This is a genomic window from Pseudomonas sp. TH04 (genome assembly GCF_016651355.1).
Lineage (GTDB): Bacteria > Pseudomonadota > Gammaproteobacteria > Pseudomonadales > Pseudomonadaceae > Aquipseudomonas > Aquipseudomonas fluorescens.
Window position 1 is genome coordinate 1,561,175 of sequence record NZ_JAEKEA010000001.1, and the last position, 25,565, is coordinate 1,586,739.

Sequence of the window (25,565 nt, forward strand, 5' to 3'; positions counted from 1 at the left end):
AATGTCGGCGCCTGGTGATGGTGCGCCCAGTACAACTCGTTACACCCTGATCACCGCGCTTTTTCGGATGCCGACTAAGCTCCATGGTGGTTTCGCCCCTGGTTTCACGGAGGATTGAATATGCTGTTGTTGTGGATACTGGTTCTGGTGGTCGGCATTGCCTACCTGGCACACCGCCGCACCGCGCCCCTGCCCGCCCTGGGCGTGGTCGCCGTTTACCTGCTGGCGATGGGCGCCTGGAGCCATGCACCGGGTTGGCTGCTGCTGATCTTCTGGGTGATGATCGCCGTCGTTGCCTTGCCCTTGCTGCTGCCGGACCTGCGCCGGCAATACTTCACCAAGCCGCTGTTCAGTTGGTTTCAGAAAGTGCTGCCGCCGATGTCCGAAACCGAGCGCGACGCGATCGATGCCGGCACCGTGTGGTGGGACGGCGAACTGTTCAGTGGCCGCCCCGACTGGGACAAGTTGCTGGCCTACCCCAAGGCGCAATTGACTGAAGAAGAGCAGGCATTCATCGATGGCCCCACCGAAGAACTCTGCGCGATGGTCAGCGATTGGGAAATCGGCCAGGCCATGGACCTGCCGCCCGCTGCCTGGGAACACATCAAGACCCATGGCTTCTTCGCGCTGATCATTCCCAAGGAATACGGCGGCAAAGGCTTCTCGGCCTACGCCCACTCCCAGGTTGCGATGAAGCTCGCCACGCGCAGCGGCGACCTGGCCTCCACCGTCATGGTGCCCAACTCCCTCGGCCCGGCCGAACTGCTGCTGCATTACGGCACCGATGAGCAACGCAACCACTACCTGCCCCGCCTGGCCCGTGGCGATGATATCCCGTGCTTTGCGCTGACGGGCCCACTGGCCGGCTCCGACGCCGGTGCCATGCCCGACACCGGCGTTATCTGCAAAGGTGAGTGGGAAGGCAAGGAAACCCTCGGCCTGCGCCTGAACTGGGAAAAACGCTACATCACCCTCGGCCCGGTGGCGACGTTGCTCGGCCTGGCCTTCAAGGCCCATGACCCGGATCACCTGCTGGGCGACCAGGAAGACCTGGGTATCAGCCTTGCGCTGATCCCGACCGACACCCCCGGCGTCGAAATCGGCCGGCGTCACCTGCCCCTGGGCGCTGCGTTCATGAACGGCCCCAACTCCGGCAAAGACGTGTTCATCCCCCTGGAATTTCTCATCGGCGGCCAGGAGATGCTCGGCAAGGGCTGGATGATGCTGATGAATTGCCTGTCGGTAGGCCGTTCGATCTCCCTGCCCGCCGTCGGCACCGGCGCTGCCAAGTTCACCAGCCTGGTGACAGGCCAATACGCCCAGGTACGTGAACAGTTCAACGTACCGCTGTCGGCCTTCGAAGGTATTCAGGAAGCCCTCGCGCGCATCGGCGGCAACGCCTGGCTGATGGACAGTGCGCGCATGCTCACCGCCAACGCCGTGGACCTGGGGGAGAAACCCTCGGTGCTGTCGGCGATCCTCAAGTACCACCTGACCGAACGCGGCCGCGAGTGCATCAGCCACGCCATGGATGTACACGGCGGCAAGGGCATCATCATGGGCCCGAACAACTACCTGGGTCGCAGCTGGCAAGGTGCGCCGATCTTCATCACCGTGGAAGGCGCGAATATTCTCTCGCGCAACCTGATGATCTTTGGCCAGGGCGCGATTCGCTGCCATCCGTTCGTGCTCAAGGAAATGGCCCTGGCCGGTCGTGAAGACCATGACCAGGCGCTGAAGGAGTTCGACGGCCTGCTGATGCAGCATATCGGTTTTGCCGTGAGCAATGCCGCCAGCACGCTGGTGCTGAACCTGGGCGTTGGCCACTTTGAGCAAGCCCCGGGCAACCGCTTGAGCCAGGGTTACTTCCGTGCACTGAACCGTCAGGCCGCCGCGTTCGCCCTGCTCGCCGACCTGAGCATGATGCTGCTGGGCGGTGAATTGAAACGTCGCGAACGCCTCTCGGCGCGCCTGGGCGATGTGCTGAGCCATATGTACCTGGCGTCGGCGGCGCTCAAGCGCTATCACGACCTCGACTCACCCGACCATCTGGAACCGCTGTTCGCCTGGGCCATGGAAGAAAGCCTCGGCGAGTCGGAGCGCGCGCTGGATGAACTGCTCAGCAACTTCCCGAACAAGGTGCTCGGCTGCCTGCTGCGGGTCATCGTGTTCCCGTTCGGGCGTCGTCATACCGGGCCGTCCGATGCACTGGACGCCGAAGTGGCCGCGGTGATCGGTCGCGCCAAAGGCGACCCGACCCTTGAAGAGTTGCTGGCCGGCTGCTATCGCCCGCAATCGGCGGAAGATCCGGTCGGTGCCCTGCAACATGCCTACGACCTGCTCGGCGCCAGCCATCCGCTGCAGAAAAAACTGCATGCCGCGTTGAAAAGCGGCCAGGTCAAACCGACTGCCGGCGAGCATGCCATCGACGCCGCCCTGCACGCCGGGGTGCTGCAACCGGGCGAAGCGCAAACCTTGCGCGATGCCGAAGCGGCGCGGCGCAAGGTGATTGATGTGGATGATTTCAGTAAGGAAGAACTGACCCAGGCTGAGGGTAAAGTCCGCTGATACCAGCGGTCATATAAAAACGGGCGCGAGAGGCATATACTCTCGCGCCCGTTTTTGCTTTAGAGGACTTATCTCGTGTCCAACGTCGTTGCCGATCATCTCGTCTTGCTCGACCACCTGCGCAGCATCCTGGTTGCCGTCGGCGAAGCCGAACAGGTGCCCGAGGAAAGCCACACCTTGTTCCTGGAGCGTTTCGACGAGTTGCGTGCCCTGCTGCCGATCGATCCGATTGAAAGCCAATACCTGGGCCAGGACCTGATGAGCCAGGTCATCTTGCGCTACCCGCAAATTGCCCACCTGGTGCCACGCGACCTGCTGTGGTTCTTCGGCGGCGACTGCCTGCACTTCATGCCGGACGAAGAACTGGACCTGTACCAGGCCCTGGAAGAGCGCCGCTTTGAAGCCGAACAGAACGACGAACCGTTCGACTGGAACCAGGAAAAGCAGCTGCTGGCGATGCCCCAAGACCAGAGCACCCACTGATCTCGGCTAAAACGCTGTTTTTCTGTGGAAGCTGGCTTGCCTGCGATGCAGGCGACTCGGTCGGTCATTCAAACCGAGGCGATGTCATCGCAGGCAAGCCAGCTCCCACACAAGCCAGCACCCAGCACTAACGTCGGCGCAATGTCGGCTCACGCGCCATGCACGCCACCAGGTAATCAATGAACACCCGCAGCTTCGGCGGCAGATACCGCGTGGGCGAGTGCAGCAACCACGCCTCGCCATGGTAGGACGCAATAAAATCCCACTCCGGTAATACCTGCACCAAACGCCCCTCCTCCAACGCATGGCGCGCGGTGAAATACGGCAAACTGCCAATCCCCACATGCTGCAACACCGCATCCAGCCGCACCCCGGTGTGGTTCGCCGCATACCGCCCACGCACGCCGACCGTCACCGCCTTGCCCGCCTGGCGGAATTTCCAGCGAGCATCGCCCGGGGTTTCGCCGAGGTAGATGCAACTATGCTCCAGCAAGTCATGGGGATGGCCTGGCGTGCCATGCTCGGCCAGGTACTGCGGCGTCGCACACAGCAAGTGTTCAATGGGCAATAACTGGCGGCCGACCAATCCGGGCGGAGGGCTATCGGTGATGCGGATGCTCAGGTCGACATTGTCGTCGATCAGGTCCACATGCCGATCCTCAAGGATCAGTTGCACATCGACCTTGGGATAGCGCCGCAAGAACTCCGGCATATGCGGGTGCACCACGAACCGCCCGACGGCCTTGGGCACGCTGACCCGCACCAGGCCCTCGGCTTCATGGGTGAACTGGCCGCTGACTTCCATCACCGAACGCGCCGCGTTGACCATCTCCTGGCAGCGCTTGAACACCTCTTCACCCCCCTCGCTCAAGCGTAACTTGCGCGTGGTGCGTTGCAGCAACCGTGTGGCAAGGGCGTGCTCCAGGCGCGAGATACTGCGGCTTACCGCCGAGGGGGAAACGCTCAGTTGTCGCGCAGCTTCGGAAAAACTGCCGGTTTCCACCACTTTGACGAAAATCGCCATTTCACCCAGCAGCGGCAAAGGTAGATTGATGCTCATGACGCACAGGTCCATTGATAATTGAACGGATTATCACCCACTTGCGCACTATTTATACTGCCCGTAGAACCCTGATGCGGATGTAAATAATGACCGAGCGCCTGTTTTTTACCCACGACCACCTGACGGCCGAGCTGGAAGTGCTCAGTTGTACACCCCACGAAGACCAGTTTGCCGTCGTCCTGCAGTCGACGATTTTCCACCCGCAGGGCGGCGGGCAACCGTTCGACACCGGCTGGCTCGGTGACAGCCAGGTCGTGCGCGTTACCCAAGAAGTCGACCGCGTGGTGCACTACGTCGACCAACCGGCGCAGCCCGGCCCGATCACCGCACGGGTCGATGCACAACGCCGCGCCCTGTACACGCGTCTGCACTCCGCCGGGCATCTGATTGGCAATGCCGGCGAACGCCTGGGCTGGATGCCGATCAAGGCTCATCACTGGCCGGGCGAATGCAAAATCACCTTTATTCGCGGGCAAGCGGCGCAGACCATAGACGCCGAGACGCTGCAAGCGCAAATCAACCAATGGATCGCCGCCGACTACCCGCGCTATACCGCCTTGGACGACGGCACCCGCGAAGTCGGCTTCGGCGACCTGCCGGCCTACGCCTGTGGCGGCACCCATGTGCAAACATTGAGCGAGCTGGGCCAGGTGACGATCCTCGCCCTGTCGGAGAAAAAAGGCGCGCTGTCGGTGCGTTACAGTCTCGACTGAGAAGGGGAAACAGCCTTCGTCAGGAGACGAGGGCTGTTATGAAAGCGCCAACCCATCAACACCATCGCGATACCCAGCGCGGTGATCAGGCCCACCCACATCCCTTGCGGCCCCCAACCAAGCCCCAACCCCAGCCAGGCCCCCAGGGGCATGCCGATTCCCCAGTAGGAAAACACCGCGATCATCATCGGTACACGGGTATCCTGCAGCCCTCGCAACGCCCCGGACGCGAGCATTTGCAAGCCATCCGGCAATTGCAACAGCGCGGCATACAGCAACAGGCTCGAAGCCAATGCGATGACCGCAGCATCACGGGTGTACAACTGCGCGATCTCGGCATGGGCAAACAACAATACCGCTGCCGAGAACAACTGAGTGACGCAGACAATGCCGTAACCTGCCATCGTCGCGCGGCGGATACCCGTGCAGTCACCCCGCCCAAGCGCGTGCCCTACCCGCACCGTGGTCGCTTCGGCCACCGCCACCGGCACCATGAAACAGACCTGCGCCACATTGACTGCAATCTGGTGCGCAGCAAGCGGTATGGCACCCAATTGGCCGATCAACAATGAGCTGGCAATGAATAAACCGCCTTGCATCAGAATCGCGACACCTATCGGCATCCCAATACCCAGCAAGCGTTGAAGCTGCGCAAGATCTGGCCAGTCAAAACGCTGAAACAGGCGCAGATGCGCAAACCGTGGGGTGCGCCACAAGTAGAGCGCGAAGAGGATCGCTTGCAGCCACATCAGGGTGGCCGAGGCAATTCCCAGCCCCTGCGCGCCCAGCTCCGGAAGCCCCCACTGACCATGGGTCAACCCGTACCCCAAGGGTGCCAGCACGCACAACCCGCCAAAACCGAACACCATGGTCGGGCGCATCCAGCGCATGCCTTCGCTCAAATAGCGCATGCAAAAAAACACCGTCAGCGCCGGGCTACCCCAGCGCACGGCGGCCAGGAACGCTTGCGTCTGCGGAATGACTTCAGCGGCGATACCGGCGGCTTCAAGCCCAAGCGGCACCAGGCTGAGGAACAGGAACATCAACCCGCCCATTCCCACGGCAAGCCACACTGCCTGGCGAAACACGGCGCCTATTTCAGACTCGCGCCCCGCACCGGACAACGTTGCCACCTGGGCCGTCAACGCGATCAGCGTGCCGATCGGAATCAGCATCGGCAACCACATCAGCGCTGTCCCCAACGTCACGGCTGCGAGGGTGACGGTGCCGTGATGGCCGGCAATCACGTTGTCGACCAAGGCAATCAGCCCCACTGAAACATGCCCCACCAACAACGGCAGCACCAACCTGCCAGTGCTGCTCACTTCCTGAAAATACGCACGACGATAGGCTGACATAAAAGCCGGACTTCCTTGCAGAGTCTTGAGAGGCGAGCATTTATCAATACGCCCCAAGCACCCGGCAAGTCAGACGCTTCCGGTTCTACACGTTGAAATATCCGCTAGAGAGCCATCGCCCCCGGCCGACCCGGTTCCACCGCAAACGACTTGAGCGTCGACACGGTGGCCTGTGGATCACGCGGGTCGGTAATCACCCGGAAGTGGGTGAGCATCCTCGCAGCTGCAAGCTCCACCGACACATAGCCGCGCTGGCGACTGTCGAAAAACTTCACATGCGGGTTGAGCGGCAGGATCTGGCTGAACGCCTCAAAGGGCGGGCCATCGGAGGTCACTGAGCTGCCGACGAACTCGGTGGCGACAATGCGCGAGTCCGGGTTGTTGGCGTCGGCATGCAGGTCGTTAGTCCAGAACGAATGGATATCACCGCCCCAGAACACCGGGTTCTTCACCTGATGACGCTCGATGGACGCCAACATGCGTGAGCGGTTCGCCATGTAGCCGTCCCAGCCGTCTGTCCAGCGGCCCACCTTGTGGCGGGTCAAATCGCGCTGGGTCAGTGGCGCGACCAGCAAGTCCTGAGCGATCACATTCCACTGCGCCTTCGACTGCGCAAACCCCTGGTCAAGCCAGGCTTCCTGCTGCCAGCCGAGCATCGTGCGACGGGGGTCGCGCAGGTCGGCGCAGGTGTTGGCAGCAATATGCCCTTGGTGACTGCCATTGGCCTGGATACAGGGTTGTTCGGAGCGGTACTGTCGGCCATCCAACACATGGAAACGCGCCAGCCGGCCGTAGTCCAGGCGTCGGTAAACGCGCATGTCCGGACCTTTGGGCATGCTGCTGGCGCGCAGCGGCATGTGTTCGTAAAAGGCCTGGTACGCGGCGGCGCGTTGTTGGAGAAATTGGCCTACCGGAATCTTCGGGTCCTGGGACCAACGGTTGGCGTAGTCGTTCTGCACCTCGTGGTCATCCCAGGTCACCATGCTCGGCGCTGCGGCATGCAGGGCTTGCAAGTCCGGGTCGGTTTTGTACAGCGCATAACGGTTGCGGTAGTCGCGCAAGCTCACGGCATTGCCGCTGCCATGGGGGCGAATGATCTTGCCCGATTCCGCGGCATAGGAACTGTCGTAGATGTAGTCGCCAAGGAAGAACACCAGGTCGGGTTGCTCCGCCGCCAGGTGACGATAGGCACTGAAGTAACCCCGCTCCCAATGTGAGCAGGAGACAAACCCCAGCCGTGCCGACGCCATGGCCTGCGGCGGCGGCGTCGTGCGTGCCAGGCCCACCGCGCTCTGTGCGCCAAGGCCGTCAAACTGGTACCAATACGGCCGGCCCGCCTCCAGCCCCGCCACCTCGACATGCACCGAATGGGCGAAACGTTCGGTTGCCATGACCTCACCCTGTTTGACGATGCGCTGCATCGCCGCATCGCTGGCCACCCGCCAGCGCACTGGCACGGCGCGGTTCAAGCCGCCCCGCCCGTCCGCGGCGTTAAACAACGGCGCCAGGCGAGTCCAGATCACAAAGCCATCGGGCAGCGGGTCACCGGATGCGACGCCGAGGGTAAACGGATAATCAACCCCGGCACTGCGCGCAAAGGGGCTGAGAGTCGAAAACGCGGTGGCGACTGCAAGACCACTGAGGACCCGCCGCCGATCATGGTCCACTGCGCCACTCACAGGCGGCGCTCCCAGTCGTCACGCACGGTGGCGAAGCCGAGCAAGTCCTCATACACCCCATTTTTCAGAAACGCTTGGCGCATACAGCCCTCGTAACGCAGGCCGATTTTCTCCATGACCCGCGCCGATTCCTTATTGCGCCCAAAACACTGGCTGCCCACCCGCTGCAACCCCAGTTCGGTAAAGCCGAAAGCCATCACTGCGCTCGCCGCTTCAGCCGCGTAACCCTGGTTGCGACAGTGCGCCGCGACCCAGCCACCGAGATGGCCATAGTGATGACGCAGGTTAAGCCGCAGGCTGACGATGCCGATCAACGCAGCAGTTTCAGGCAGGTGCATACCCAAGTTCAACAACTCCCCCGCGCGGTATTTTTCGGCGTTTCCGGCAATAAACCCCTGCGCCGTTTCCAGGGTGTAGGGCGACGGAATATTCGCCGTGTTGTCGGCGATTTTCGGCCCGTTGGCGAGGTGGAACAGTGTTTCGGCCTGGTCCATTTCCAGCGCCCGCAAGAGTAGCCGCGCGGTGGATAGATGAGGCAATGCAGTCGACATACGCGCGGGCTCTCGAGATAAATTCCTCAAGAATGTACGCCCTACGTGTCAGTTTCATTACGTCATAAAACCGCAAACTGAAACGCCTGTAAGACGCGTCCTAGAGCCTTTAAAACGTAAATTAAAGTTAACCATTCGGTCATTTTTGACTGTTAGCGTGTCGCCCCTAATTCAATTACGGGGTAACAGAATGAGAACCTGGGATGAGCCCAAAAAACGCAAGGCGCACATTGAGTTGATCCCAATGATCGACGTGATGATGTTCCTCCTGGTGTTTTTCGTACTGGTAAGCCTGAACGTGATTCCAGCACTCGGCATGAAGACTCAATTGCCCAGCGCGAGCAGCTCACAACAACTCAAGCCACAGAACAAATTCATCCTGACCCTGGGCCTGGGAGGCCAGTTGCAGCTCGACGGCAAGGACCTCGCGGTTGACGCGCTGGTGCCAGCACTGAAGGCCGCAGAAAAGCCTGACACCAAATCGACAATCATCGTCAACAGCGACAAAGGTGTGGAGGTTTCGCGCCTGGTGGAAGTCATGGACACCCTGCGCCTGGGTGGCTTTACCTCCGTGTCCATCGCCACGCGTAAGTCCTGATCATGTATGCACTGTTTCGTACGCGTCGGCTGCTGGGCAGTGTCCCGGCCCTGATCGCCCTGGTGCTGATTGCACTGGGTATCCAGTCCCAACCCTTGAAAATCCAGCCGCAGTACGACGAGTCGGCGGTTGAACTGGCCTTGGTCGAGCCCGAGCCCGAGGTGGTTCCCGAACCGGTGGTGGAGCAAGAGCCGCCACCGCCGGTCATCGAGGATGAAGAGGCCGAACCGGCCCCACCACCGCCGCCGCCCAAGCCATTGCCAAAACCTGAACCCAAGCCCAAGCCGGTCCCCAAGCCCAAGCCCGTCGTTGCTGCCAAGCCGACACCCACGCCGACGCCGGCACCTGCGGTCGCGGCAAAACCGGTACCGGCTGCTGTGGCACCAACGCCTGCCCCGCCCGCCCCGCCGGCACCGCCCAAAGTGGATGGCCAGGCGTTGGAAGGCGGCTACCTCAAGGGGCTGCGCAACGAGCTGGATACTTACAAGCAATACCCCACCGGGCGCCAGGCGTCCCTCGAACGCCCCAGTGGCGAGGTGGTGGTCTGGTTGATGGTGGATCGACAAGGCCGCGTCCTCGACGCCGGGATTCAGACCCCGGCGCCCAGCATGCTGCTCAATCGGGCCGCTACCAATAGCCTGCGCCGCATCAAGCAGGTCAAGCCGTTCCCCGAACAAGCCTTCGGTGGACGTAACGAGCAACGCTTCACCGCCACCTTCAACTACAGCGTGCAATAAGCACCCGACACCAGGACGACAGTGATGAGGTTCACCCGCATTCATCTGGCACTCGTTGCCGCTACGAGCATGACCCACGGAGTGGTCATGGCAGAGACCAGCGACAGTGACGTCGGCACGATTGGCGTACAGGGCAAGGCAACCGCTGGGGGCGGTTACATGGTCCAGGAAGAGAGTGCCAAAGGCCGCTCGACCATTACCAAGGAAGCGTTGGATAAGCAGGCCGCCACCGGCAACGCCATCGACAAGCTCAAGTACACGCCGGGGCTGAACATCTCCAGCGAGGACAACACCGGCCTTTCGGGCTTTCGCTTCACCATGCGCGGGATGAACTCCGACCAGGTGGGTATGTCGGTCGATGGCATGCCGATCAACGACTCCGGCAACTACGCGCTGTATTCCAACCTGCTGGGCGACCCGGAAAACATCGATCAGATTTTTGTCACCCAGGGCTCATCGGAAGCCGACGGCCCGCACATCGGTTCCAGCGGCGGCAACATCGGCATTGTGACGACTCGTCCAACCAAGGAAACCGGAGCCTTCGTTAAACAGGTGGTGGGCAGCAACGCCACCCGCAAGACATTTGCCCGACTTAACACCGGTGAAGTCAACGGCTTGAGCAACTGGCTGTCGGCCTCCCATACCGAAGGCCAGATGTGGCGCGGCTCGGGTGCGGTGCGCGCCGACAAGGTGGAGTGGAACAGCTTCTTCGACGCCGGCAACGGCAATACGGCCAACCTGATCCTCAAGTACCACGAGCAAGATAACAACAGTTACAGCCAACTGACCAAGGCGCAGTTCCAGCAATTCGGCCGCAAATACGACCCGTACCCGGCAACGCCGGCAGTGGGCTCCAACGGCAAGATCAGCAGCTACTACGACCTGGCGCAGAACCCGTTCCAAACCTTTACCGCCGTGCTCAACACCCAGTACAAGCTGCGCGACAACCTGTCCCTCTCGGTGATCCCGTATTACTACTACGGTAACGGCAGCGGCGTAGGCTCCTCCGCGTATGCGCTGAACAGCGGCTCGAACAAGGGTGGGGTTTTCGACCTCGGCAACCTGCCGACGGCGGCCCAATATAACGCCGACGGCTCCGCCACCACGGGCGTCTACTACCGCCCTTCGCGCACCCAGACCTGGCGCCCGGGCATCACCACCAAACTGAACTGGGACCTGGGCGACCACAGCCTGCAATTCGGCTACTGGTACGAGCGCGCGCGCCAAAGCCAGACCCAACCGTTCATTGCCCTCAAAAACAGCGGCAAACCAAGCGACACCTGGCCGGACGGCAGTTCCGTGGTCGATGCGAACGGCAACACCGTACAGGGTCGCGACCGCTACACCGTGACGCCTGCGCAAAAAGTCTGGACCCAGGACACCTGGTACATCAACTCGGACTGGACGCTGATCGCCGGCATCGCCTACATGAACGTCGAACGTGAAGGCACCAACCACGGCAGCCTCACCGAACAACCGGGCAAAGCCAACCAGACCTACAACAAATTGCTGCCCAACGCCGGCCTGAAATACCAGCTCGACGAGCGTGACCAGTTGTTCTACAGCCTGTCGCGCAATATGCGTATTCCGCAGAACTACGTACTGTACGACAAAGGCGTGGGCTCCCTGGACTCCAAGCCGGAACTGAGCTGGAACCAGGAACTGGGCTGGCGCTACACCGGCGAAGACACGACCCTCGCCGCCACCTTGTTCTACATGCAGTTCAAAAATCGCCAGCTCACCTCCCTGGACAGCAACGGGGATTCCGCTGACATCAACGCCGGCACCGTGATCAACAAAGGCCTGGAACTGGAGTGGAGCGGCAAACTGCCCAACCATTTCAACTACTACACCTCCTACACCTACACCAGCTCCAAGCAGCAGGATGACTTGACCGTCTTCAGCGCCGGCAAACCGATCGTGCTGCCCACCAGCGGCAAGCAATTCGCCAACGTGCCGACCAACATGCTGGCGGCCAACCTCGGCTATGACGATGGGCGCTTCTACGGCACGTTCGGTGGCAAGTTCACCAGCAAGCTCTATGGCGACCTGACCAATGACGAAGCCATCTCCGCGCGCACCGTTTTCAACCTCGGCGCCGGTATCTACCTGCCGGTCGACAAGAAAGTGGTCAAGGACGCAACCCTGCGCCTGAACGTCGACAACCTGTTCGACAAGAAGTACCTGGACGGCGTGTACACCACCAAGACCAACTCGGCGAGCTACAGCGGTTTCCGCGATGGCGACCCGGCGTACATCGTTGGCCTGGACCGTACCGTCACGGTTTCGCTGGAAGCGAATTTCTGATTAACCACCTGAGAGGAAAACACTCATGGACATGGACCTGCTTCACCAAATCACCTTTTATGTGATGTATGCCGCGATGGCGATTGCGATCTTTATCACCATCGAACGTGGCATTTACTTCGCCTACGTACGCCGCCAGGCGCGGGCCTTGACCGACGTGCTGGGCGCCAACGTGCACAGCGAGCGCGACCTGCCGCAAGCGCTGACCCGCCGTGACAGCCTGCCGCTGAACATGGTGCTGCCGATCCTGGCACAGAAGGCGTCCCATGGTTCGCGCAAAGACCTGGATGACGAAATCGAAACCCAGTACCTGAAGACCCGCGCACCGCTGTCGCGCAGCCTGTGGATCATCGAAACCATCACCACCGCCGCGCCGTTGCTGGGCCTGTTGGGCACCATCCTTGGCATCATCGACACCTTCAAGGCGCTGGCCAGTGCCGGCGTGTCCGACCCAGGCCAGATTTCCGGTGGCATCGGCACGGCCTTGTTCGCCACGGGTTTGGGTATCGCCATCGCACTGTTCTGCGTGGTGTTCCACAACTTCTTCCAGGACAGCCTGGAGCGCATCAACGATCAGCTGAAAATCCTGCTGATCCGCGCCGCCACCGGGGCCCGTGTACAGGGTGAAGTGCCGCACCTGGTGCCGACCCCGTTGCACACCCGCACTGCATGACCTGCTGGGCGGGCGCAGCAGGCGCCCGCCCTTCTTTTTGCCTGTCGAGACACCTATGTCCCTATCGATGAAGTTGCGTATCGCAGGCCTCGCCGGCCTATTCCTCAGTCCGCTTGCCCAAGCGGACTTTTCGATTCCAGGGTTTGAACTGGTGCACACCGTACCGGTGGACACCGCGTTGGGCACCGCCGATTTGCGCCAGCCTGGCCCGGTGTGGATCGAGTTGTTTGACGGTGCGAAAAGCACCCTTGATATCGCCCAGTTCTACGCGGCCGACCATCCCGGCTCAGTGATGGACAAGGTCATCGAACACCTGGAAGCTGCCGGCAAACGCGGGGTGAAAATTCGCTTCTTGCTCGAAGAAAAAGGCATTCGGCTGTCGGAAGCCTCCACCCTGGAACGCTTGCGGGCGATCCCCAACCTGACCTTCCGCGTGCTGTCGTACGCGCAACTGAGCGGTGGGATCATCCACGCCAAATACATGGTGGTGGATGGCAAGCAGGCGTTTGTCGGCAGCCAGAATTTCGATTGGCGTTCGCTGGAACATATCCACGAGACCGGGCTGCGCATCAGCGATGCCAGCGTGGTCAGCCAGGTTCAGGCGATCTTCAACCAGGACTGGCAAGCCCAGGCCGCCCTTGCGGATAAACAACCGGTGCCACTGCCTGCCGCAAGCCAGGCACCGGCGCGCACCGGCAACTACCTGGTGGCCAGCCCGCAACGCTACAACCCGCCGGGCGTGGGCGACTCACAGCTGGAACTGCCGCGCCTGCTCAGCGAAGCCAAGCACGAAGTGCGTGTGCAATTGCTCGACTACGCGCCACTGTCCTACGGACCGGACAGGACCCGTCCGTACTACGCGGTGATCGACAACGCCGTGCGTGCTGCGGCAGCGCGTGGGGTGTCGATCAAGCTGATGGTGTCCAACTGGAACACCGACACGTTGGAGCTGCCCTACCTCAAAAGCCTGGCCGTGCTGCCCAACGTAGAGATCAAAATCGTCACCCTGCCCGAGGCCAGGCAAGGGTTTATCCCTTATGCGCGGGTGATCCACAGCAAGACGATGGCGATCGACGGGCAAGTCGCCTGGGTCGGCACCAGCAACTGGCTGGGCGGGTATCTGGATAACTCGCGCAACCTGGAAGTGGTGATGCACGACCCGGCGATGGCCAAGCGTGTCGCAGAGCTGCATGAACAGTTGTGGGACGGGCCCTATGCCAAGCCATTGGACGTAGCGGCGCAGTATCCCGAGCCTCATCCTGGCAAACCCTGATGTGAAACGTGCTTCAACCCCCGCCCCCCTGGGGGCGCGGGCTTGCCCGTGATAGCGATGCACCCGTCAACGCCGGCTTCGACTGACACACCGCCTTCGCGAGCACGCCCGCGCGCACATTTGGATCTGTATATAGCTGGCATTTAAGTACGACATTTCCCACGCCAAGGTCTCCCTCTCCCGTGCTTGGTGATGGTAGTGTGTGGAAATGTTTCTGACAGTTTGATCAGAAACACCTTACTTACTACCTGCAAAGGAATGCCTCCAGCAATGCACTTTCCCCTTAAAAAACTGGTTGCCGCCACGCTGTTCGCCGCCAGCCTTTCGGCCGTCGCCACACCGGCTTCCGCCAACATCAGCGCCGAACAAAGCGCGGCGATCATCAAGCACTTCAACGAAACATCTGTCAGCGATTTTCGTGGTTTCCTCGGCACCCTGGCCAAGGGCGACCTGGCGAAAACCGATGACGTCGGGCCAGCCATCAATGCCTTCCTGGCCAATAAAACCCTGACCGCCGACCAGCAAAATGAAATCAACCGCCTGCTGGGTATTTATACGCGCGTGAAGTACGGCAAAGCCGCCCTCGAAACCCTGCGCGAGCTGGTGGAAATCCCGACCTTTAATGTCGACGGCCTGCCGCAGTACAAGAACCCGGAATTCCTCAAGATCGCCGACAAGATTCAGAGCCTGGCCAAGGCCTTCAACCTGAATTTCCGTAACATCGATAACCGCGTGTACGAAATCTCCCTGGAAGGCAGCGGCGATGAAGTGGTCGGCATTCACGCCCACGCTGATGTGGTGCCGGTCACGCCGGAAAACTGGGTGCTCAAGGACGGCACCAAACTCGACCCGTTCAAGGTCACGCTGATCGGCGATCGCATGTATGGCCGTGGCACTGAGGATGACAAAAACGGCATCGTAGTGGCCATGTATGCCATGAAGGTCATCAAGGAAGAGAAGCTGCCGCTGGCGCGCAACTTCAAGCTGCTGGTGGACACCACCGAGGAAACCTCCGGCGACGCGATTCCTTACTACTTCGAACATAACCCGACGCCGCAATACAACCTGGCGCTGGACGGCGGCTACCCGGTGGTGATTGCCGAGAAAGGCTACGGTACGGTCATGGCGACGTTCCCGGTGCGCAAAGGTGAAGGCCACGGCGCGGAAATCATCGCGATGACCGGCGGCATGGCCACCAACCAGATTCCTTCGGTGTCGGTGGCCACCCTGGTAAGCGACACGCCCGCAGAACTTGCCGCCAGCCTGCAAAAAGCCGGCTCGGAATACGCCAAGCGCAATGGCGGCGACTTTGAGGTCAACGCCAAGGTCGACGGCAAGCAGGTCAAACTGACGGTCACCGGCGTGTCCGCTCACTCGTCCGAACCACAATCGGGCGTCAACCCGGTCGCGCGCATGTTGGAACTGATCCACAGCATCGACGGCAAAATTGCTCTCAAGCACAACCACATCACCGACGCCGCACGTTACGCCGCTGACAACTGGGGCCTGGATTACCTGGGTGGCAAACTGGGCGTTGGCTTCTCCGATGCGTTCATGGGGCCGCTGACCACCTCGCTGACCTTTGTCGGTCTGGATGACAAAGCCTTCAAGCTGGCGGTGAACCTGCGCGTACCAAAGGGCAAATCCCCGGCAGTGCTCAAGGCAGAAATTGCCGACAAACTCAGCGCCTGGGACAAGCAAACCAAAGTAGCCGTGAGCTTTACCTACTCGGTCGCCGAGCCGATGTACCGAAACCCTGAAGGGGAATGGGTGAAGGCCTTGTTGGCCGTGGCCAGCGAAAACCTGGGCATGGAACACACGTTCGGCACGTCGGCCGGCGCCACCTCCGTGCATGAACTGCCCAATGGCGTGCAATTCGGTCTGGCGCGGCCGGAGGTCAAATACACCGGGCATACTGACGGTGAATTCAAGACAGTCGACCAGTTCCTGCTGGACTTGCAGATTGTCACTGAAATGATGGGACGTGTCGGGCAATTGCCGAAGCTCTGACTGGCATAGCACCTGCTGTCGCCGTCATCACAACAACGCCGATCATCGCTGATCGGCGTTGTTGTTAAAGAGCCCTGCCAGTGAGCGCATTGCAGGCAGGGTTCAGCACTGCGATGCCACGATGCAGTGGTCAGCGTCGGGCGGGATCAATTCTTGATGCTCACCCAACCCTTGGGTGAAGCGAAGTAGGTGTGCGAGGATAAAATTCAGCACACACAAAAACGCCGATCATCACTGATCGGCGTTTTCGTTAAATATGGAGCGGGAAACGAGACTCGAACTCGCGACCCCGACCTTGGCAAGGTCGTGCTCTACCAACTGAGCTATTCCCGCAAATGGCGTCCCCTAGGGGACTCGAACCCCTGTTACCGCCGTGAAAGGGCGGTGTCCTAGGCCACTAGACGAAGGGGACACGCTACTGAAACACATGGTGTGTATTTCAGTGCCCAGAGGCCTCATCCGAAGACTTGGTCCTGGTTTCACTCAGTGCCGCCCGAAAGCCACACTGCTTGTAAATTGGAGCGGGAAACGAGACTCGAACTCGCGACCCCGACCTTGGCAAGGTCGTGCTCTACCAACTGAGCTATTCCCGCATATGGCGTCCCCTAGGGGACTCGAACCCCTGTTACCGCCGTGAAAGGGCGGTGTCCTAGGCCACTAGACGAAGGGGACACACGTACAACATTCACTCCCTACCGCGTTTCGCTGTGTGCTTTACGCTGTAAGTGGCGCGCATTCTATGGATGGATTGAAAGGTCGTCAACCCCCAAGGATAAATTTATTTAAATCAATGACTTCGCCCTGCTTTCCAGGGCTTTGCGGGCAATCTGCCCGTCCGGGCTTTGACGCCTATATTCTGGCGCCCGACAAGGCGCTATAGTTCGCCCCAGCAAATGATGGCAATGTGCATCTATACAGCGCGCCTTTGCCTATATAGAAGAAACTACCTGGCAACTGGTCGAACAGTCCTATCCGCCGGATGGTCCAGTCACTACACTCCACAGTAAACCCCATAAAGAGGTCACACCGGTGACACCACTCATGATCACCCTGCTGGTAGTAGCCGGGATCGCAATACTGATCGCCATTGGCTACATGAACCACGTGGTGGAAAACAACAAACTGGAAAAGAAACGCACCGAGATCGAACTCAACGACCGGCTGCGTCGTTGCGGTGAAATCACCGAGACCTTCCCCGGCCAGTTGATGACCCCGAAGCTCAAGCTGTTGCTGACCCGCCTGGAGCTCAACGTCAACCAGCGTCTGTTGAACCTCAATAAGTCCAGCGCGCCGCTTAAAGCGCGTATCACTGAGTTGAACGCGCTGATCGGCCAGGGCGAATCCATTCCGGTGACCAACCCGCCGGCGCCGATCCAGACCGAAGCCAAGGCCAAGGACGTGCGTTTCCTGTTGGAAGCCTTGCATGGTCAAGTCACTCGCGCCGCCCAGGACGGTTTCCTGCCGACCAACGAGGCGAAGTACTGGATCAAGGAAATTCGCCATATTCTTGTGCTGCTGCACATCGAGTTCTTCAACAACCTCGGCCAGCATGCCCTGCAACAAGGCCAGCCCGGCCAGGCACGCCTGGCGTTCGAGCGTGGCGTACAGTACTTGCGCAAACAGCCGGAGCCGGTGCTCTATAGCGCGCAGTTGCAATTGCTCGAGAGTCAACTGGCCCGCGCCAACTCTACGGTGCTGACCAACAGCGCGCCCGCCGAGGATGAAGTCAACGAGTTGACGGAAGGCCTGAAAGTAGTCGATGCCGACGCGGAGTGGAAAAAGAAAGCCATCTACGATTGATCGTCCTGCCTGGCATGTGGCGAGTTACTCGGCACATGCCATCACTTTGCACCTATCCCCCCGCCCCCGACTAGCGTAAAAAAGTGCCCCTCACTCCGTGAAGTTAGAGGCCTGCTATGCCTGTTGCCGTGATTGATGGACAACCGCTGCACTATGTCGACCAGGGCACCGGCCCCGTCGTCCTCCTTGGTTCGAGCTACCTGTGGGACCGCGACATGTGGGCACCGCAGATTGACGCCTTGTCGCAACAATACCGCGTCATCGTCCCCGAGTTGTGGGGCCACGGTGAGTCAGGCCCGCTACCGGCCCAGACCCACTCTCTAGATGACCTGGCGCGCCAGGCCCTGGCCCTGCTGGACCAACTGGACATTGCTCAGGTCAACCTGGTGGGCCTGTCGGTCGGTGGCATGTGGGGCGCACGCCTGGCATTGCGGGCACCTGAGCGCATCAACAGCCTGATACTGATGGACACCTACCTGGGCGCCGAGCCCGAGACCACGCGTCAGTATTATTTCTCGCTGTTCAAGATGATCGAAGACGCTGGCGCCATCCCCGAACCGTTGCTGGATGTGGTCGCACCGATCTTCTTCCGCCCGGGTATCGATCGTGAGTCGGCGCTGTATCAGGATTTCCGCAAGGCCCTGCAAGCGTTTTCCAAAGAACGCCTGCTGCAGAGCATCGTGCCCCTGGGGCGCCTGATCTTCAGCCGTGCCGACGTGCTGGATCAACTGCCACACCTGAACGCTGAGACGACCCTGGTGATGTGCGGCGAACAGGACAAGCCTCGGCCACCCGCCGAGTCCCAGGAAATGGCCGAGCTGATCGGTTGCAGCCTGATCCTGATTCCAGAGGCCGGGCATATCTGCGCTCGGGAAAACCCGGACTTCGTCAACGAAGCGCTGCTGACCTTCCTCGCCAACAACGCCTGATCGCCCTTGCGCCCTTTGATCGCGGCCAACACGGCACGATCAAAGGCGGAAGTGCCCCACCATGCCCTTGAGCTCAGCCCCCAACTGCGCGAGCTGAATGCTCGACGCGGCATTACCTTGCATGCTCAGCGCCGATTGATCGGCGCTCGCGCGAATACTGGTGACGCTGCGATTGATCTCCTCAGCCACCGAGCTTTGTTCTTCGGCCGCCGCTGCAATTTGCTGGTTCATTTGCTGAATCAATGACACCGCCACAGCGATGCTGCCCAACGCACTTTCGGTTTCCAGGGCATCACTGACCGCCAACTTGACCAATTCGCCACTCTGCTGGATCTGCTGCACCGATGACTGCGCCGCACTGCGCAAAGTGCTGACCAGCCGCTCGATCTCCTCGGTCGATTGCTGAGTACGCTTGGCCAGCGCCCTCACCTCATCAGCCACCACCGCAAAGCCGCGGCCTTGCTCGCCTGCGCGGGCGGCCTCAATGGCGGCGTTGAGCGCCAGCAGGTTGGTCTGCTCGGCCACGCTTTTGATCACGCCCAAGACGGTGCCGATGTGGTGGATTTCCGCACTCAGGCTCTCGATACTGGCGCTGGCACTGGTGCTCGACGTTGCCAGCAATTCAATGCGCTGCAGGCTCTGGCGCACCACCTGCTGACCGCTTTCAACCTTGTCATCGGCAGTCTGCGCGGCTTGCGCAGCCTCTTCGGCATTGCGCGCCACGTCATGCACCGTGGCTGTCATCTGGTTCATCGCCGTGGCGACCTGTTCGGTCTCTTCCTTCTGGCTGCTGACTTCAACATTGGTTTGTTCGGTGACGCTGGAGAGTGAATGCGCCGAGCTGGCCAATTGCTCGATCCCCGCCTGCAACCCGCTGACCATTTGGCTCAGGCCGTTACCCATCTGCTGCATCGCCTGCATCAACTGGCCGATCTCATCACGACGGCTGACTTCCATGCGCCCACTCAGGTCCCCGGCGGCAATCTGCCGGGCCACGGCGATCACACTGCGCAGGGGCGCGACGATCAACCGGGTAATCACCCATGCGGCAATCAACCCCACCAGCAAGGCCAAGGCCGAGGAACCGATGATCAGCACCGCGCTTTTTTTCAACTGTGCCTGCATCGACTGGTCTTCGGCGTCGTAGGCCTGGTTGACCCGGCTGACCACCTGATCGGCGCGGTCATGCAACTGCTTGTAGACGACTTTTTCCTGGGCCAGCAGCCCGGTGTACTCGCCGAGTTTTTCGCTGAACGCGGCAATATGCCCGGACACTTCGTTGAGCACGGTCTGGTAACCCGGATCCTTGACCGCCGTTTTCAACTGTTCGACCTGAGCCAGGGCCTCGTCGGCCTGCTCGATCTTGCCCTGCTCAGCGTTGTCGGCATCCGCCTTGCGGCTCTGATCCAGGCGCACCCGCGCTTCATTCATGGCTTGCAGCATCAACCGCGACACCTGGCTGACTTGCCCAGCCTGTGCGATAAACTCGGCGCCGTCCTTACCCTGGCTTTCCTTGAGGCCATAGGCCCCATCATCGGCCAAACCGGCCTGCAGCACGTCAAGGTTATTGGCCACACTGGACACCGACCAACTGGCCATCTCCAAGGCCAGGTCCTTGGTCTGGGTCAACTCGACAAATTCGTCGAACGCCTTGCGATAAGCGGCCAATGCCTGCTCAACATCGCTCATCGCCGGCACGTTGGCGGCGGACTGCGCCTTTAGCGTGGCCGCCATGGCCGCCAGGGCATCGACGCTTTCATGCAGGGCATCGACAGCCTTGGGGTCAGCGTGCAGCGCGTAGTCCTGCTCGATCAAGCGCACCTTGAGCAAGCCACTGTTGAGCGAAGACATCGCCTTGAGGCCTTCAAAACGTTGCCCCACGGTTTGCAGGGACCACACGCCAATGGCCGCCACCAGTGCAGTCAACAGCAGCACCAGAGCGAAGCCCAAGCCCAGTTTTTTCGCCATACCGAGGTTGGCAAAACGTCGTTGCACGGCCGAAATCATTGCACTTGAATCCTCTTGGAATGGCAAATGCCATCAAGCCTGGTTTCCATGCTGGGAGATTCGCAACGACGAGCCACCGGCACAAGACGTTGGCGCCACAATAATGGCAAAAAGCTACATGCTCGTCGTTTTCAGAATGGTCGAGGTCGATCCTGCAGGCCCCATGGCGCGGAACAACGCCAGCGCGCGCTGATCATCAGCATAGGCCACATTGATGCGCAGCCAGTCACTGGCTTCACCTTTTGGGTTAAATAGCGCGCCGGGCGACAACAACACGCCGAGTCGCCGGGCACAGGCCTGCAACCGTGAGCGATCGCCTATGCCAGGCCGCGCCCACACAAACATACCGCCGGCGGGCACAGCAAACACTTCCCACTCTTCATCCTCCAGCACCTGCAGGGTCGCGGCCATTTGCGTGTTCAAGCGCTTGCGCAGGCGCTGCACCCACTTGCGGTAGGTGCCATTGGTCAGCAGCGTGGCGACCACCGCTTCGGCAAAACGCGAGGTGCCGATGCCGGTCAGCGTCTTGAGGCTGGCCATTTGCGCAATGATCGCCGCGCCGGCACTGACGTAACCCACGCGCAACGCACTGCTGAGGGTCTTGGAAAAACTCGAGACATAGATCACCCGGCCATCGTGGGGTAACGCCGACAGGCGCGTGCAACTGGCGTGCTGCAAGTCGCCGTAGACGTCCTCTTCAATGATCAGGAAGTCTTCGCTACGCGCCAGTTGCAGCAGCCGCTCGGCTATCGCACGGCACAGGCTGGTACCGGTGGGGTTGTGGTACAGGCAATTGATGAACAGGCACCGCGGGCGATGGCGTTGCAGCAGCGTTTCGAGCACCGGAATATCCGGGCCACCCACGGTGCGCGGGACTTCCAGCAACGTAACGCCGTGGCGCTCCAACTGCCGATAGAGGTTGGCATAGCCCGGCGTCTCGACCACCACGGTGTCGCCGGCCTTGAGCAGTGTGCGTATCAACAGGTCCTGGGCGTGGCCGGCGCCGTGGGTCGTCAGGATGCAATCGAGGTGAGTGGCGACTTTTATCTGCGTCAGGCGCTTGAGCAGTTGCTCACGCAACGCCGGCAGCCCCAGTGGCGTGCTGTAGTTGAAGAGGCCGGCGGTGTCGGTACGGCTGATTTCACGTAGCGCATAACAGAGGTCGTCGCTTTCGCGCCACGCGTCCGGCAACCAGCCGCATCCCAGCTTCAACTCGCCCAACGGGCCTTCGACGAAGGCGCCCCACGTCAGCTCCGCGCCCTCGTACCACTGGCGTTCAAGGGAAACAGGCGGCTGGGCCACCACAAATCCCGAGCCATGCCTTGAGGCCAATAACCCCTGGGCCACCATTCGCTCGAATGCCTCGACCACGCTGGACTGGCTGAGCAGGTTATCGAGGGCCACTTGCCGGATGGATGGCAGGCGCGTGCCGGGGCTCGCGCCGCTCTGGCGTATCCATTGCGCCACCGCGCTGACGATTTGCTGCACCACCGGTACAAGGGCTTGTCGATCGATCCCTAAATCCATGAGCCACTCACTTCAACTGTCTGTTATTACCCCAAACAGTTAAGCACAGAAGCCCGGTAAAACCGGTCGCAAACATTTATTAAAGTATTGATTTTATTGACTTATTTACCTACTGATACACATTCTGACGAGGCCTTGTGCCAGCCATGGAAACGCCCCACAGCGTCCCTGGCCTTTTCGAAGAGTGCGTGACGTTGAGTCCTAGATAGCCGTCGCGCCGCCATCCACCGCCAACGCTTGGCCAGTGGTAAACGCGGCCCCATCGCTGCACAGGTACAGCACGGCGCTGGCGATTTCCTCGACTTTGCCAATGCGCCCGACCGGGTGCATGGCGGCGGCAAAGTCTGCCTTGCGCGGGTCGGCTTCATAGGCACGGCGGAACATGTCGGTGTCGATCACCGCAGGGCACACCGCGTTCACGCGAATTTTCTTCTTCGCGTACTCAATGGCTGCCGACTTGGTCAGGCCGATCACGGCATGCTTGGACGCGGCATAGATGCTCATCTTCGGTGCCGCCCCCAACCCCGCCACTGATGCGGTGTTGACGATCGCCCCGCCGCCCTGCGCCAGCAACAACGGCAGCTGATACTTCATGCACAACCACACGCCCTTGACGTTGACGCCCATGATTGCATCGAACTCGTCCAGTGTGCCGTCGGCCAACTTGCCCTTCTCGATCTCTATCCCGGCGTTGTTGAAGGCATAGTCAAGGCGCCCATAAGCGGCGACGGTCTGCGCCATCAATTGCTGCACGTCCGCATCAAGGGTGACGTTGCAGCGCACGAACAGCGCCTCGCCCCCTGACTGTTGGATCAACGCAACCGTGCCCTCACCGCCCGCCACGTCCAGGTCGGCGACCACAACCTTCAAGCCTTCTGCGGCGAACGCCAGCGCGGTAGCGCGGCCAATACCGGCGGCGGCGCCGGTCACCAGGGCGACCTGGCCGGAAAACGTCATGCTCATGGGGGATGTCCTATGCAAGAAATAGCCGTCAGCCGAGTCTAGCCAACGGCGCGGCGGGCGCGTCAGCACTATCAGAAGGCCGGTTGGGGCTGCATGAATCGCAGTGATAAGACCGCAGGCACCACTATCATCCACGCCTATCGGCAGGCATTCGCCCGCCTCTAACAACCTTGCCCCCAGGCCGTTCAAGGTCTATCAATCAAGATCCACTTCTTGAAGAGTTCTTGCCATGACTGCCCAGACCAACCGCCAGTTCCTGCTCGCCAAACGCCCGGTCGGCGCGGCCACGCGGGAAACCTTCACCTACCAGCAAGTGCCAGTCGGCACGCCGGGAGACGGGCAAGTGCTGGTGCAAAACGAATACCTGTCCCTGGACCCGGCCATGCGTGGCTGGATGAACGAGGGCAAATCCTACATTCCGCCGGTAGGCATTGGTGAAGTGATGCGGGCGCTGGGCGTAGGCAAGGTGATTGCTTCAAACCATCCGAACTTTTCAGTCGGCGACTATGTGAATGGCGCGCTGGGCGTACAGGATTATTTCCTGGGCGAGCCACGGGGTTTCTATAAGGTCGACCCGACACTCGCCCCTCTGCCCCGCTACCTGTCAGCCCTCGGCATGACCGGCATGACCGCCTACTTCGCCCTGCTCGATACCGGTGCCCCCAAGGCCGGCGAAACGGTGGTGATTTCCGGCGCCGCCGGTGCGGTCGGCAGCATTGCCGGGCAAATTGCCAAGATCAAAGGCTGCCGCGTGGTGGGCATCGCCGGTGGCGCCGACAAGTGCAAGTTCCTGGTGGATGAACTGGGCTTCGACGCCGCCATCGACTACAAAAACGAAGATGTGCCTGCCGCCCTCAAGCGCGAATGCCCCAAAGGCGTGGACGTGTATTTCGATAACGTCGGCGGCGACATTCTCGACGCCGTGCTCAGCCGCCTGGCATTGAAGGCGCGGGTGGTGATCTGCGGTGCGATCAGCCAGTACAACAATAAAGAAGCCGTGAAAGGCCCGGCCAACTATTTGTCGTTGCTGGTTAATCGCGCGCGCATGGAAGGCTTTGTGGTGATGGACCATGCGGCGAACTTTGCTGCGGCCGGGCAGGAAATGGCCGGCTGGATGGCGCAGGGCAAGCTCAAGAGCAAGGAAGATATTGTCCAGGGGCTGGAAACGTTCCCGGAGACGTTGATGAAGCTGTTCAACGGCGAGAACTTTGGGAAGCTGGTGTTGAAGGTCAGCTGACAGACCCCGGAACCGGGTCTGGGCAAGGTCGATGCGCACGCTGGCTTGCCAGCAATAGCATCAACTCAATAGCACTGTAGGACCGAGCTGCCTGCATCGCAGGCAAGCCCGGCGCCCACAGTTGACCGCAAACCGGTCAGGCGATTTCGGCAACCACTGCCGCCAGCGCCTTCGCCGGGTCCGCCGCCTGGCTGATCGGGCGACCGATCACCAGGTAGTCAGAACCTGCATCCAGTGCCTGGCGTGGCGTCAGAATACGACGCTGGTCATCCTGCGCACTGCCCGCCGGACGAATCCCCGGGGTTACCAGTTGCAGCGACGGGTGAGCCGTCTTCAATGCCTCGGCTTCCAGCGCCGAGCACACCAGACCATCAAGGCCGGCTTTCTGCGCCAGGGCCGCCAAGCGCAATACTTGCTCCTGAGGCTCGATATCCAGGCCGATACCGGCCAGGTCTTCGCGCTCCATGCTGGTCAGCACGGTGACACCAATCAACAGCGGTTTAGGGCCGCTGCGCTGCTCCAGCACTTCGCGGCAGGCGGTCATCATGCGCAGGCCGCCGGAGCAGTGCACATTGACCATCCACACGCCCATTTCGGCAGCGGCCTTGACCGCCATGGCCGTGGTATTGGGGATGTCATGGAATTTCAGATCGAGGAATACTTCGAAGCCTTTGTCACGCAATGTGCCGACGATTTCCGCGGCGCAACTGGTGAACAGTTCCTTGCCGACCTTGACCCGGCAAAGCTTCGGGTCCAACTGGTCAGCCAGCTTCAGTGCGGCGTCACGAGTGGGGTAATCCAGGGCGACGATGATAGGAGTCTGGCAGACGGACATTGGAATGGGCTCTCAGGCAAGTCGAAATCGGCGCGGATTGTAGCGCAAGCAGCGCCGTTGCGGGATCCGATGATCGGTAAATACTGTTCAACCACGCTACAGCCGCCATTCAGGCGAATTGTGTCAGAGCTGATACATTCACGACATGCCCCCAACACGCGCCGCCTCTAGCCTCGCGCACATGACCGCCCGTCCAGCACTTACAGCCCAGGAGCTGGGCGCCTATGCTGACAGCAACAACCCAGGCAGATAAT

The 25,565-nt window shown here is 60.8% G+C and carries 20 protein-coding genes, 4 tRNA genes and 1 pseudogene; 12 read left to right on the top strand and 13 right to left on the bottom strand.

Features of this window, described 5'->3' with window-relative positions:
• Positions 1-120 precede the first annotated feature (120 nt).
• Both JFT85_RS06810 and JFT85_RS06815 read left to right on the top strand, forming a co-directional pair.
• Positions 121-2,568, top strand: a complete 2,448-nt coding sequence (locus JFT85_RS06810; RefSeq protein ID WP_069551636.1) for an acyl-CoA dehydrogenase — start codon at positions 121-123, stop codon at positions 2,566-2,568.
• A gap of 75 nt (positions 2,569-2,643) precedes the next feature.
• Complete coding sequence (locus JFT85_RS06815; RefSeq protein ID WP_053255276.1) at positions 2,644-3,051, top strand: PA2817 family protein; 408 nt, start codon at positions 2,644-2,646, stop codon at positions 3,049-3,051.
• Positions 3,052-3,178: 127 nt separating this feature from the next.
• Here the strand turns inward: JFT85_RS06815 and JFT85_RS06820 are convergent, their stop codons facing one another.
• A complete protein-coding gene (locus JFT85_RS06820) occupies positions 3,179-4,111 on the bottom strand; it encodes a LysR family transcriptional regulator (protein WP_073636881.1) in 933 nt (310 codons plus the stop codon).
• An 89-nt stretch (positions 4,112-4,200) separates the two neighbouring features.
• Here JFT85_RS06820 and JFT85_RS06825 point away from each other — a divergent pair, with 89 nt between their 5' ends.
• Positions 4,201-4,827 carry a serine-tRNA(Ala) deacylase AlaX gene (locus tag JFT85_RS06825; protein ID WP_053255274.1) on the top strand — a complete coding sequence of 209 codons (627 nt, stop codon included), beginning with the start codon at positions 4,201-4,203 and terminating at the stop codon, positions 4,825-4,827.
• On the opposite strand, the gene JFT85_RS06830 is transcribed toward JFT85_RS06825, so the two are convergent.
• The 3 genes from JFT85_RS06830 to JFT85_RS06840 all read right to left on the bottom strand — a co-directional run bounded on the left by JFT85_RS06830 (position 4,812) and on the right by JFT85_RS06840 (position 8,415).
• Entirely contained in the window at positions 4,812-6,185 is a 1,374-nt protein-coding gene (locus tag JFT85_RS06830; RefSeq protein WP_073636885.1) for an MATE family efflux transporter, read from the bottom strand. The two genes, JFT85_RS06825 and JFT85_RS06830, sit on opposite strands and share 16 nt — an antisense overlap.
• A gap of 104 nt (positions 6,186-6,289) precedes the next feature.
• Positions 6,290-7,864, bottom strand: a complete 1,575-nt coding sequence (locus tag JFT85_RS06835) for an alkaline phosphatase D family protein (RefSeq protein WP_201229563.1) — start codon at positions 7,862-7,864, stop codon at positions 6,290-6,292.
• A complete protein-coding gene (locus tag JFT85_RS06840) occupies positions 7,861-8,415 on the bottom strand; it encodes a GNAT family N-acetyltransferase (protein WP_053255271.1) in 555 nt (184 codons plus the stop codon). The genes JFT85_RS06835 and JFT85_RS06840 overlap by 4 nt, the downstream gene beginning before the upstream one ends.
• Before the next feature lie 190 nt (positions 8,416-8,605).
• Between JFT85_RS06840 and JFT85_RS06845 the strand changes: the two genes are divergently transcribed.
• The 6 genes from JFT85_RS06845 (at position 8,606) to JFT85_RS06870 (ending at position 16,013) form a co-directional block, all read left to right on the top strand.
• Positions 8,606-9,013: an ExbD/TolR family protein gene (locus tag JFT85_RS06845; RefSeq protein WP_053255270.1), complete on the top strand. Its 408-nt coding sequence runs from the start codon at positions 8,606-8,608 to the stop codon at positions 9,011-9,013.
• A gap of 2 nt (positions 9,014-9,015) precedes the next feature.
• Positions 9,016-9,750, top strand: a complete 735-nt coding sequence (locus JFT85_RS06850; RefSeq protein ID WP_169875830.1) for an energy transducer TonB family protein — start codon at positions 9,016-9,018, stop codon at positions 9,748-9,750.
• A 24-nt stretch (positions 9,751-9,774) separates the two neighbouring features.
• Positions 9,775-12,057 carry a TonB-dependent receptor gene (locus JFT85_RS06855; RefSeq protein WP_053255268.1) on the top strand — a complete coding sequence of 761 codons (2,283 nt, stop codon included), beginning with the start codon at positions 9,775-9,777 and terminating at the stop codon, positions 12,055-12,057.
• Between the two features lie 25 nt (positions 12,058-12,082).
• Positions 12,083-12,730: a MotA/TolQ/ExbB proton channel family protein gene (locus JFT85_RS06860; RefSeq protein WP_053255267.1), complete on the top strand. Its 648-nt coding sequence runs from the start codon at positions 12,083-12,085 to the stop codon at positions 12,728-12,730.
• A gap of 55 nt (positions 12,731-12,785) precedes the next feature.
• The gene (locus tag JFT85_RS06865; RefSeq protein ID WP_053255266.1) at positions 12,786-14,003 is read left to right on the top strand and encodes a phospholipase D-like domain-containing protein; all 1,218 of its coding nucleotides are present in this window, start codon (positions 12,786-12,788) and stop codon (positions 14,001-14,003) included.
• Between the two features lie 270 nt (positions 14,004-14,273).
• Positions 14,274-16,013: a dipeptidase gene (locus JFT85_RS06870; RefSeq protein ID WP_187601618.1), complete on the top strand. Its 1,740-nt coding sequence runs from the start codon at positions 14,274-14,276 to the stop codon at positions 16,011-16,013.
• Between the two features lie 257 nt (positions 16,014-16,270).
• Here JFT85_RS06870 and JFT85_RS06875 read toward each other — a convergent pair.
• The 4 genes from JFT85_RS06875 to JFT85_RS06890 all read right to left on the bottom strand — a co-directional run bounded on the left by JFT85_RS06875 (position 16,271) and on the right by JFT85_RS06890 (position 16,685).
• Positions 16,271-16,346: transfer RNA gene (locus JFT85_RS06875), tRNA-Gly, on the bottom strand.
• A 3-nt stretch (positions 16,347-16,349) separates the two neighbouring features.
• A tRNA-Glu gene (locus JFT85_RS06880) sits at positions 16,350-16,425 on the bottom strand.
• A gap of 105 nt (positions 16,426-16,530) precedes the next feature.
• Positions 16,531-16,606 (bottom strand) — tRNA-Gly (locus tag JFT85_RS06885).
• 3 nt (positions 16,607-16,609) lie between these two features.
• Positions 16,610-16,685 (bottom strand) — tRNA-Glu (locus JFT85_RS06890).
• Between the two features lie 357 nt (positions 16,686-17,042).
• Here JFT85_RS06890 and JFT85_RS06895 point away from each other — a divergent pair.
• Together JFT85_RS06895 and JFT85_RS06900 are read left to right on the top strand one after the other, a co-directional pair.
• Entirely contained in the window at positions 17,043-17,813 is a 771-nt protein-coding gene (locus JFT85_RS06895) for a hypothetical protein (RefSeq protein ID WP_053255264.1), read from the top strand.
• 116 nt (positions 17,814-17,929) lie between these two features.
• Entirely contained in the window at positions 17,930-18,742 is an 813-nt protein-coding gene (locus JFT85_RS06900; RefSeq protein WP_069551631.1) for an alpha/beta fold hydrolase, read from the top strand.
• Positions 18,743-18,781: 39 nt separating this feature from the next.
• Here the strand turns inward: JFT85_RS06900 and JFT85_RS28675 are convergent, their stop codons facing one another.
• The 4 genes and pseudogenes from JFT85_RS28675 to JFT85_RS06915 form a co-directional block, all read right to left on the bottom strand.
• Positions 18,782-19,663: a methyl-accepting chemotaxis protein gene (locus JFT85_RS28675; protein ID WP_392397278.1), complete on the bottom strand. Its 882-nt coding sequence runs from the start codon at positions 19,661-19,663 to the stop codon at positions 18,782-18,784.
• Positions 19,640-20,749: pseudogene (locus JFT85_RS28680) on the bottom strand (HAMP domain-containing protein); the annotation flags it as partial. The pseudogene JFT85_RS28680 and the gene JFT85_RS28675, both read right to left, overlap by 24 nt.
• Positions 20,750-20,863: 114 nt before the next feature.
• Positions 20,864-22,276 (bottom strand): aminotransferase-like domain-containing protein, encoded by a 1,413-nt coding sequence (locus JFT85_RS06910; RefSeq protein ID WP_053255261.1) that lies wholly within the window; start codon positions 22,274-22,276, stop codon positions 20,864-20,866.
• Between the two features lie 201 nt (positions 22,277-22,477).
• Positions 22,478-23,239, bottom strand: coding sequence for an SDR family oxidoreductase (locus JFT85_RS06915; RefSeq protein WP_187601621.1), 762 nt, complete (start codon positions 23,237-23,239; stop codon positions 22,478-22,480).
• Between the two features lie 229 nt (positions 23,240-23,468).
• Here JFT85_RS06915 and JFT85_RS06920 point away from each other — a divergent pair, with 229 nt between their 5' ends.
• On the top strand, positions 23,469-24,476 hold the full coding sequence (locus tag JFT85_RS06920; RefSeq protein WP_201229565.1) for an NADP-dependent oxidoreductase: 1,008 nt from the start codon (positions 23,469-23,471) through the stop codon (positions 24,474-24,476).
• A gap of 136 nt (positions 24,477-24,612) precedes the next feature.
• Here the strand turns inward: JFT85_RS06920 and pyrF are convergent, their stop codons facing one another.
• Positions 24,613-25,311, bottom strand: coding sequence for an orotidine-5'-phosphate decarboxylase (pyrF, locus tag JFT85_RS06925; protein WP_053255258.1), 699 nt, complete (start codon positions 25,309-25,311; stop codon positions 24,613-24,615).
• Positions 25,312-25,565: the final 254 nt, after the last annotated feature.

Excerpts from the sequence above, each read along its gene's own strand:
- JFT85_RS06810 (WP_069551636.1), top strand. The coding sequence starts at position 121 with ATGCTGTTGTTGTGGATACTGGTTCTGGTGGTCGGCATTGCCTACCTG.
- JFT85_RS06820 (WP_073636881.1), bottom strand. The coding sequence starts at position 4,111 with ATGAGCATCAATCTACCTTTGCCGCTGCTGGGTGAAATGGCGATTTTC.
- JFT85_RS06825 (WP_053255274.1), top strand. The coding sequence starts at position 4,201 with ATGACCGAGCGCCTGTTTTTTACCCACGACCACCTGACGGCCGAGCTG.
- JFT85_RS06830 (WP_073636885.1), bottom strand. The coding sequence starts at position 6,185 with ATGTCAGCCTATCGTCGTGCGTATTTTCAGGAAGTGAGCAGCACTGGC.
- JFT85_RS06840 (WP_053255271.1), bottom strand. The coding sequence starts at position 8,415 with ATGTCGACTGCATTGCCTCATCTATCCACCGCGCGGCTACTCTTGCGG.
- JFT85_RS06845 (WP_053255270.1), top strand. The coding sequence starts at position 8,606 with ATGAGAACCTGGGATGAGCCCAAAAAACGCAAGGCGCACATTGAGTTG.
- JFT85_RS06850 (WP_169875830.1), top strand. The coding sequence starts at position 9,016 with ATGTATGCACTGTTTCGTACGCGTCGGCTGCTGGGCAGTGTCCCGGCC.
- JFT85_RS06855 (WP_053255268.1), top strand. The coding sequence starts at position 9,775 with ATGAGGTTCACCCGCATTCATCTGGCACTCGTTGCCGCTACGAGCATG.
- JFT85_RS06860 (WP_053255267.1), top strand. The coding sequence starts at position 12,083 with ATGGACATGGACCTGCTTCACCAAATCACCTTTTATGTGATGTATGCC.
- JFT85_RS06865 (WP_053255266.1), top strand. The coding sequence starts at position 12,786 with ATGTCCCTATCGATGAAGTTGCGTATCGCAGGCCTCGCCGGCCTATTC.
- JFT85_RS06870 (WP_187601618.1), top strand. The coding sequence starts at position 14,274 with ATGCACTTTCCCCTTAAAAAACTGGTTGCCGCCACGCTGTTCGCCGCC.
- JFT85_RS06900 (WP_069551631.1), top strand. The coding sequence starts at position 17,930 with ATGCCTGTTGCCGTGATTGATGGACAACCGCTGCACTATGTCGACCAG.
- JFT85_RS28675 (WP_392397278.1), bottom strand. The coding sequence starts at position 19,663 with ATGCAGGCGATGCAGCAGATGGGTAACGGCCTGAGCCAAATGGTCAGC.
- JFT85_RS06910 (WP_053255261.1), bottom strand. The coding sequence starts at position 22,276 with ATGGATTTAGGGATCGATCGACAAGCCCTTGTACCGGTGGTGCAGCAA.
- JFT85_RS06915 (WP_187601621.1), bottom strand. The coding sequence starts at position 23,239 with ATGAGCATGACGTTTTCCGGCCAGGTCGCCCTGGTGACCGGCGCCGCC.
- JFT85_RS06920 (WP_201229565.1), top strand. The coding sequence starts at position 23,469 with ATGACTGCCCAGACCAACCGCCAGTTCCTGCTCGCCAAACGCCCGGTC.
- pyrF (WP_053255258.1), bottom strand. The coding sequence starts at position 25,311 with ATGTCCGTCTGCCAGACTCCTATCATCGTCGCCCTGGATTACCCCACT.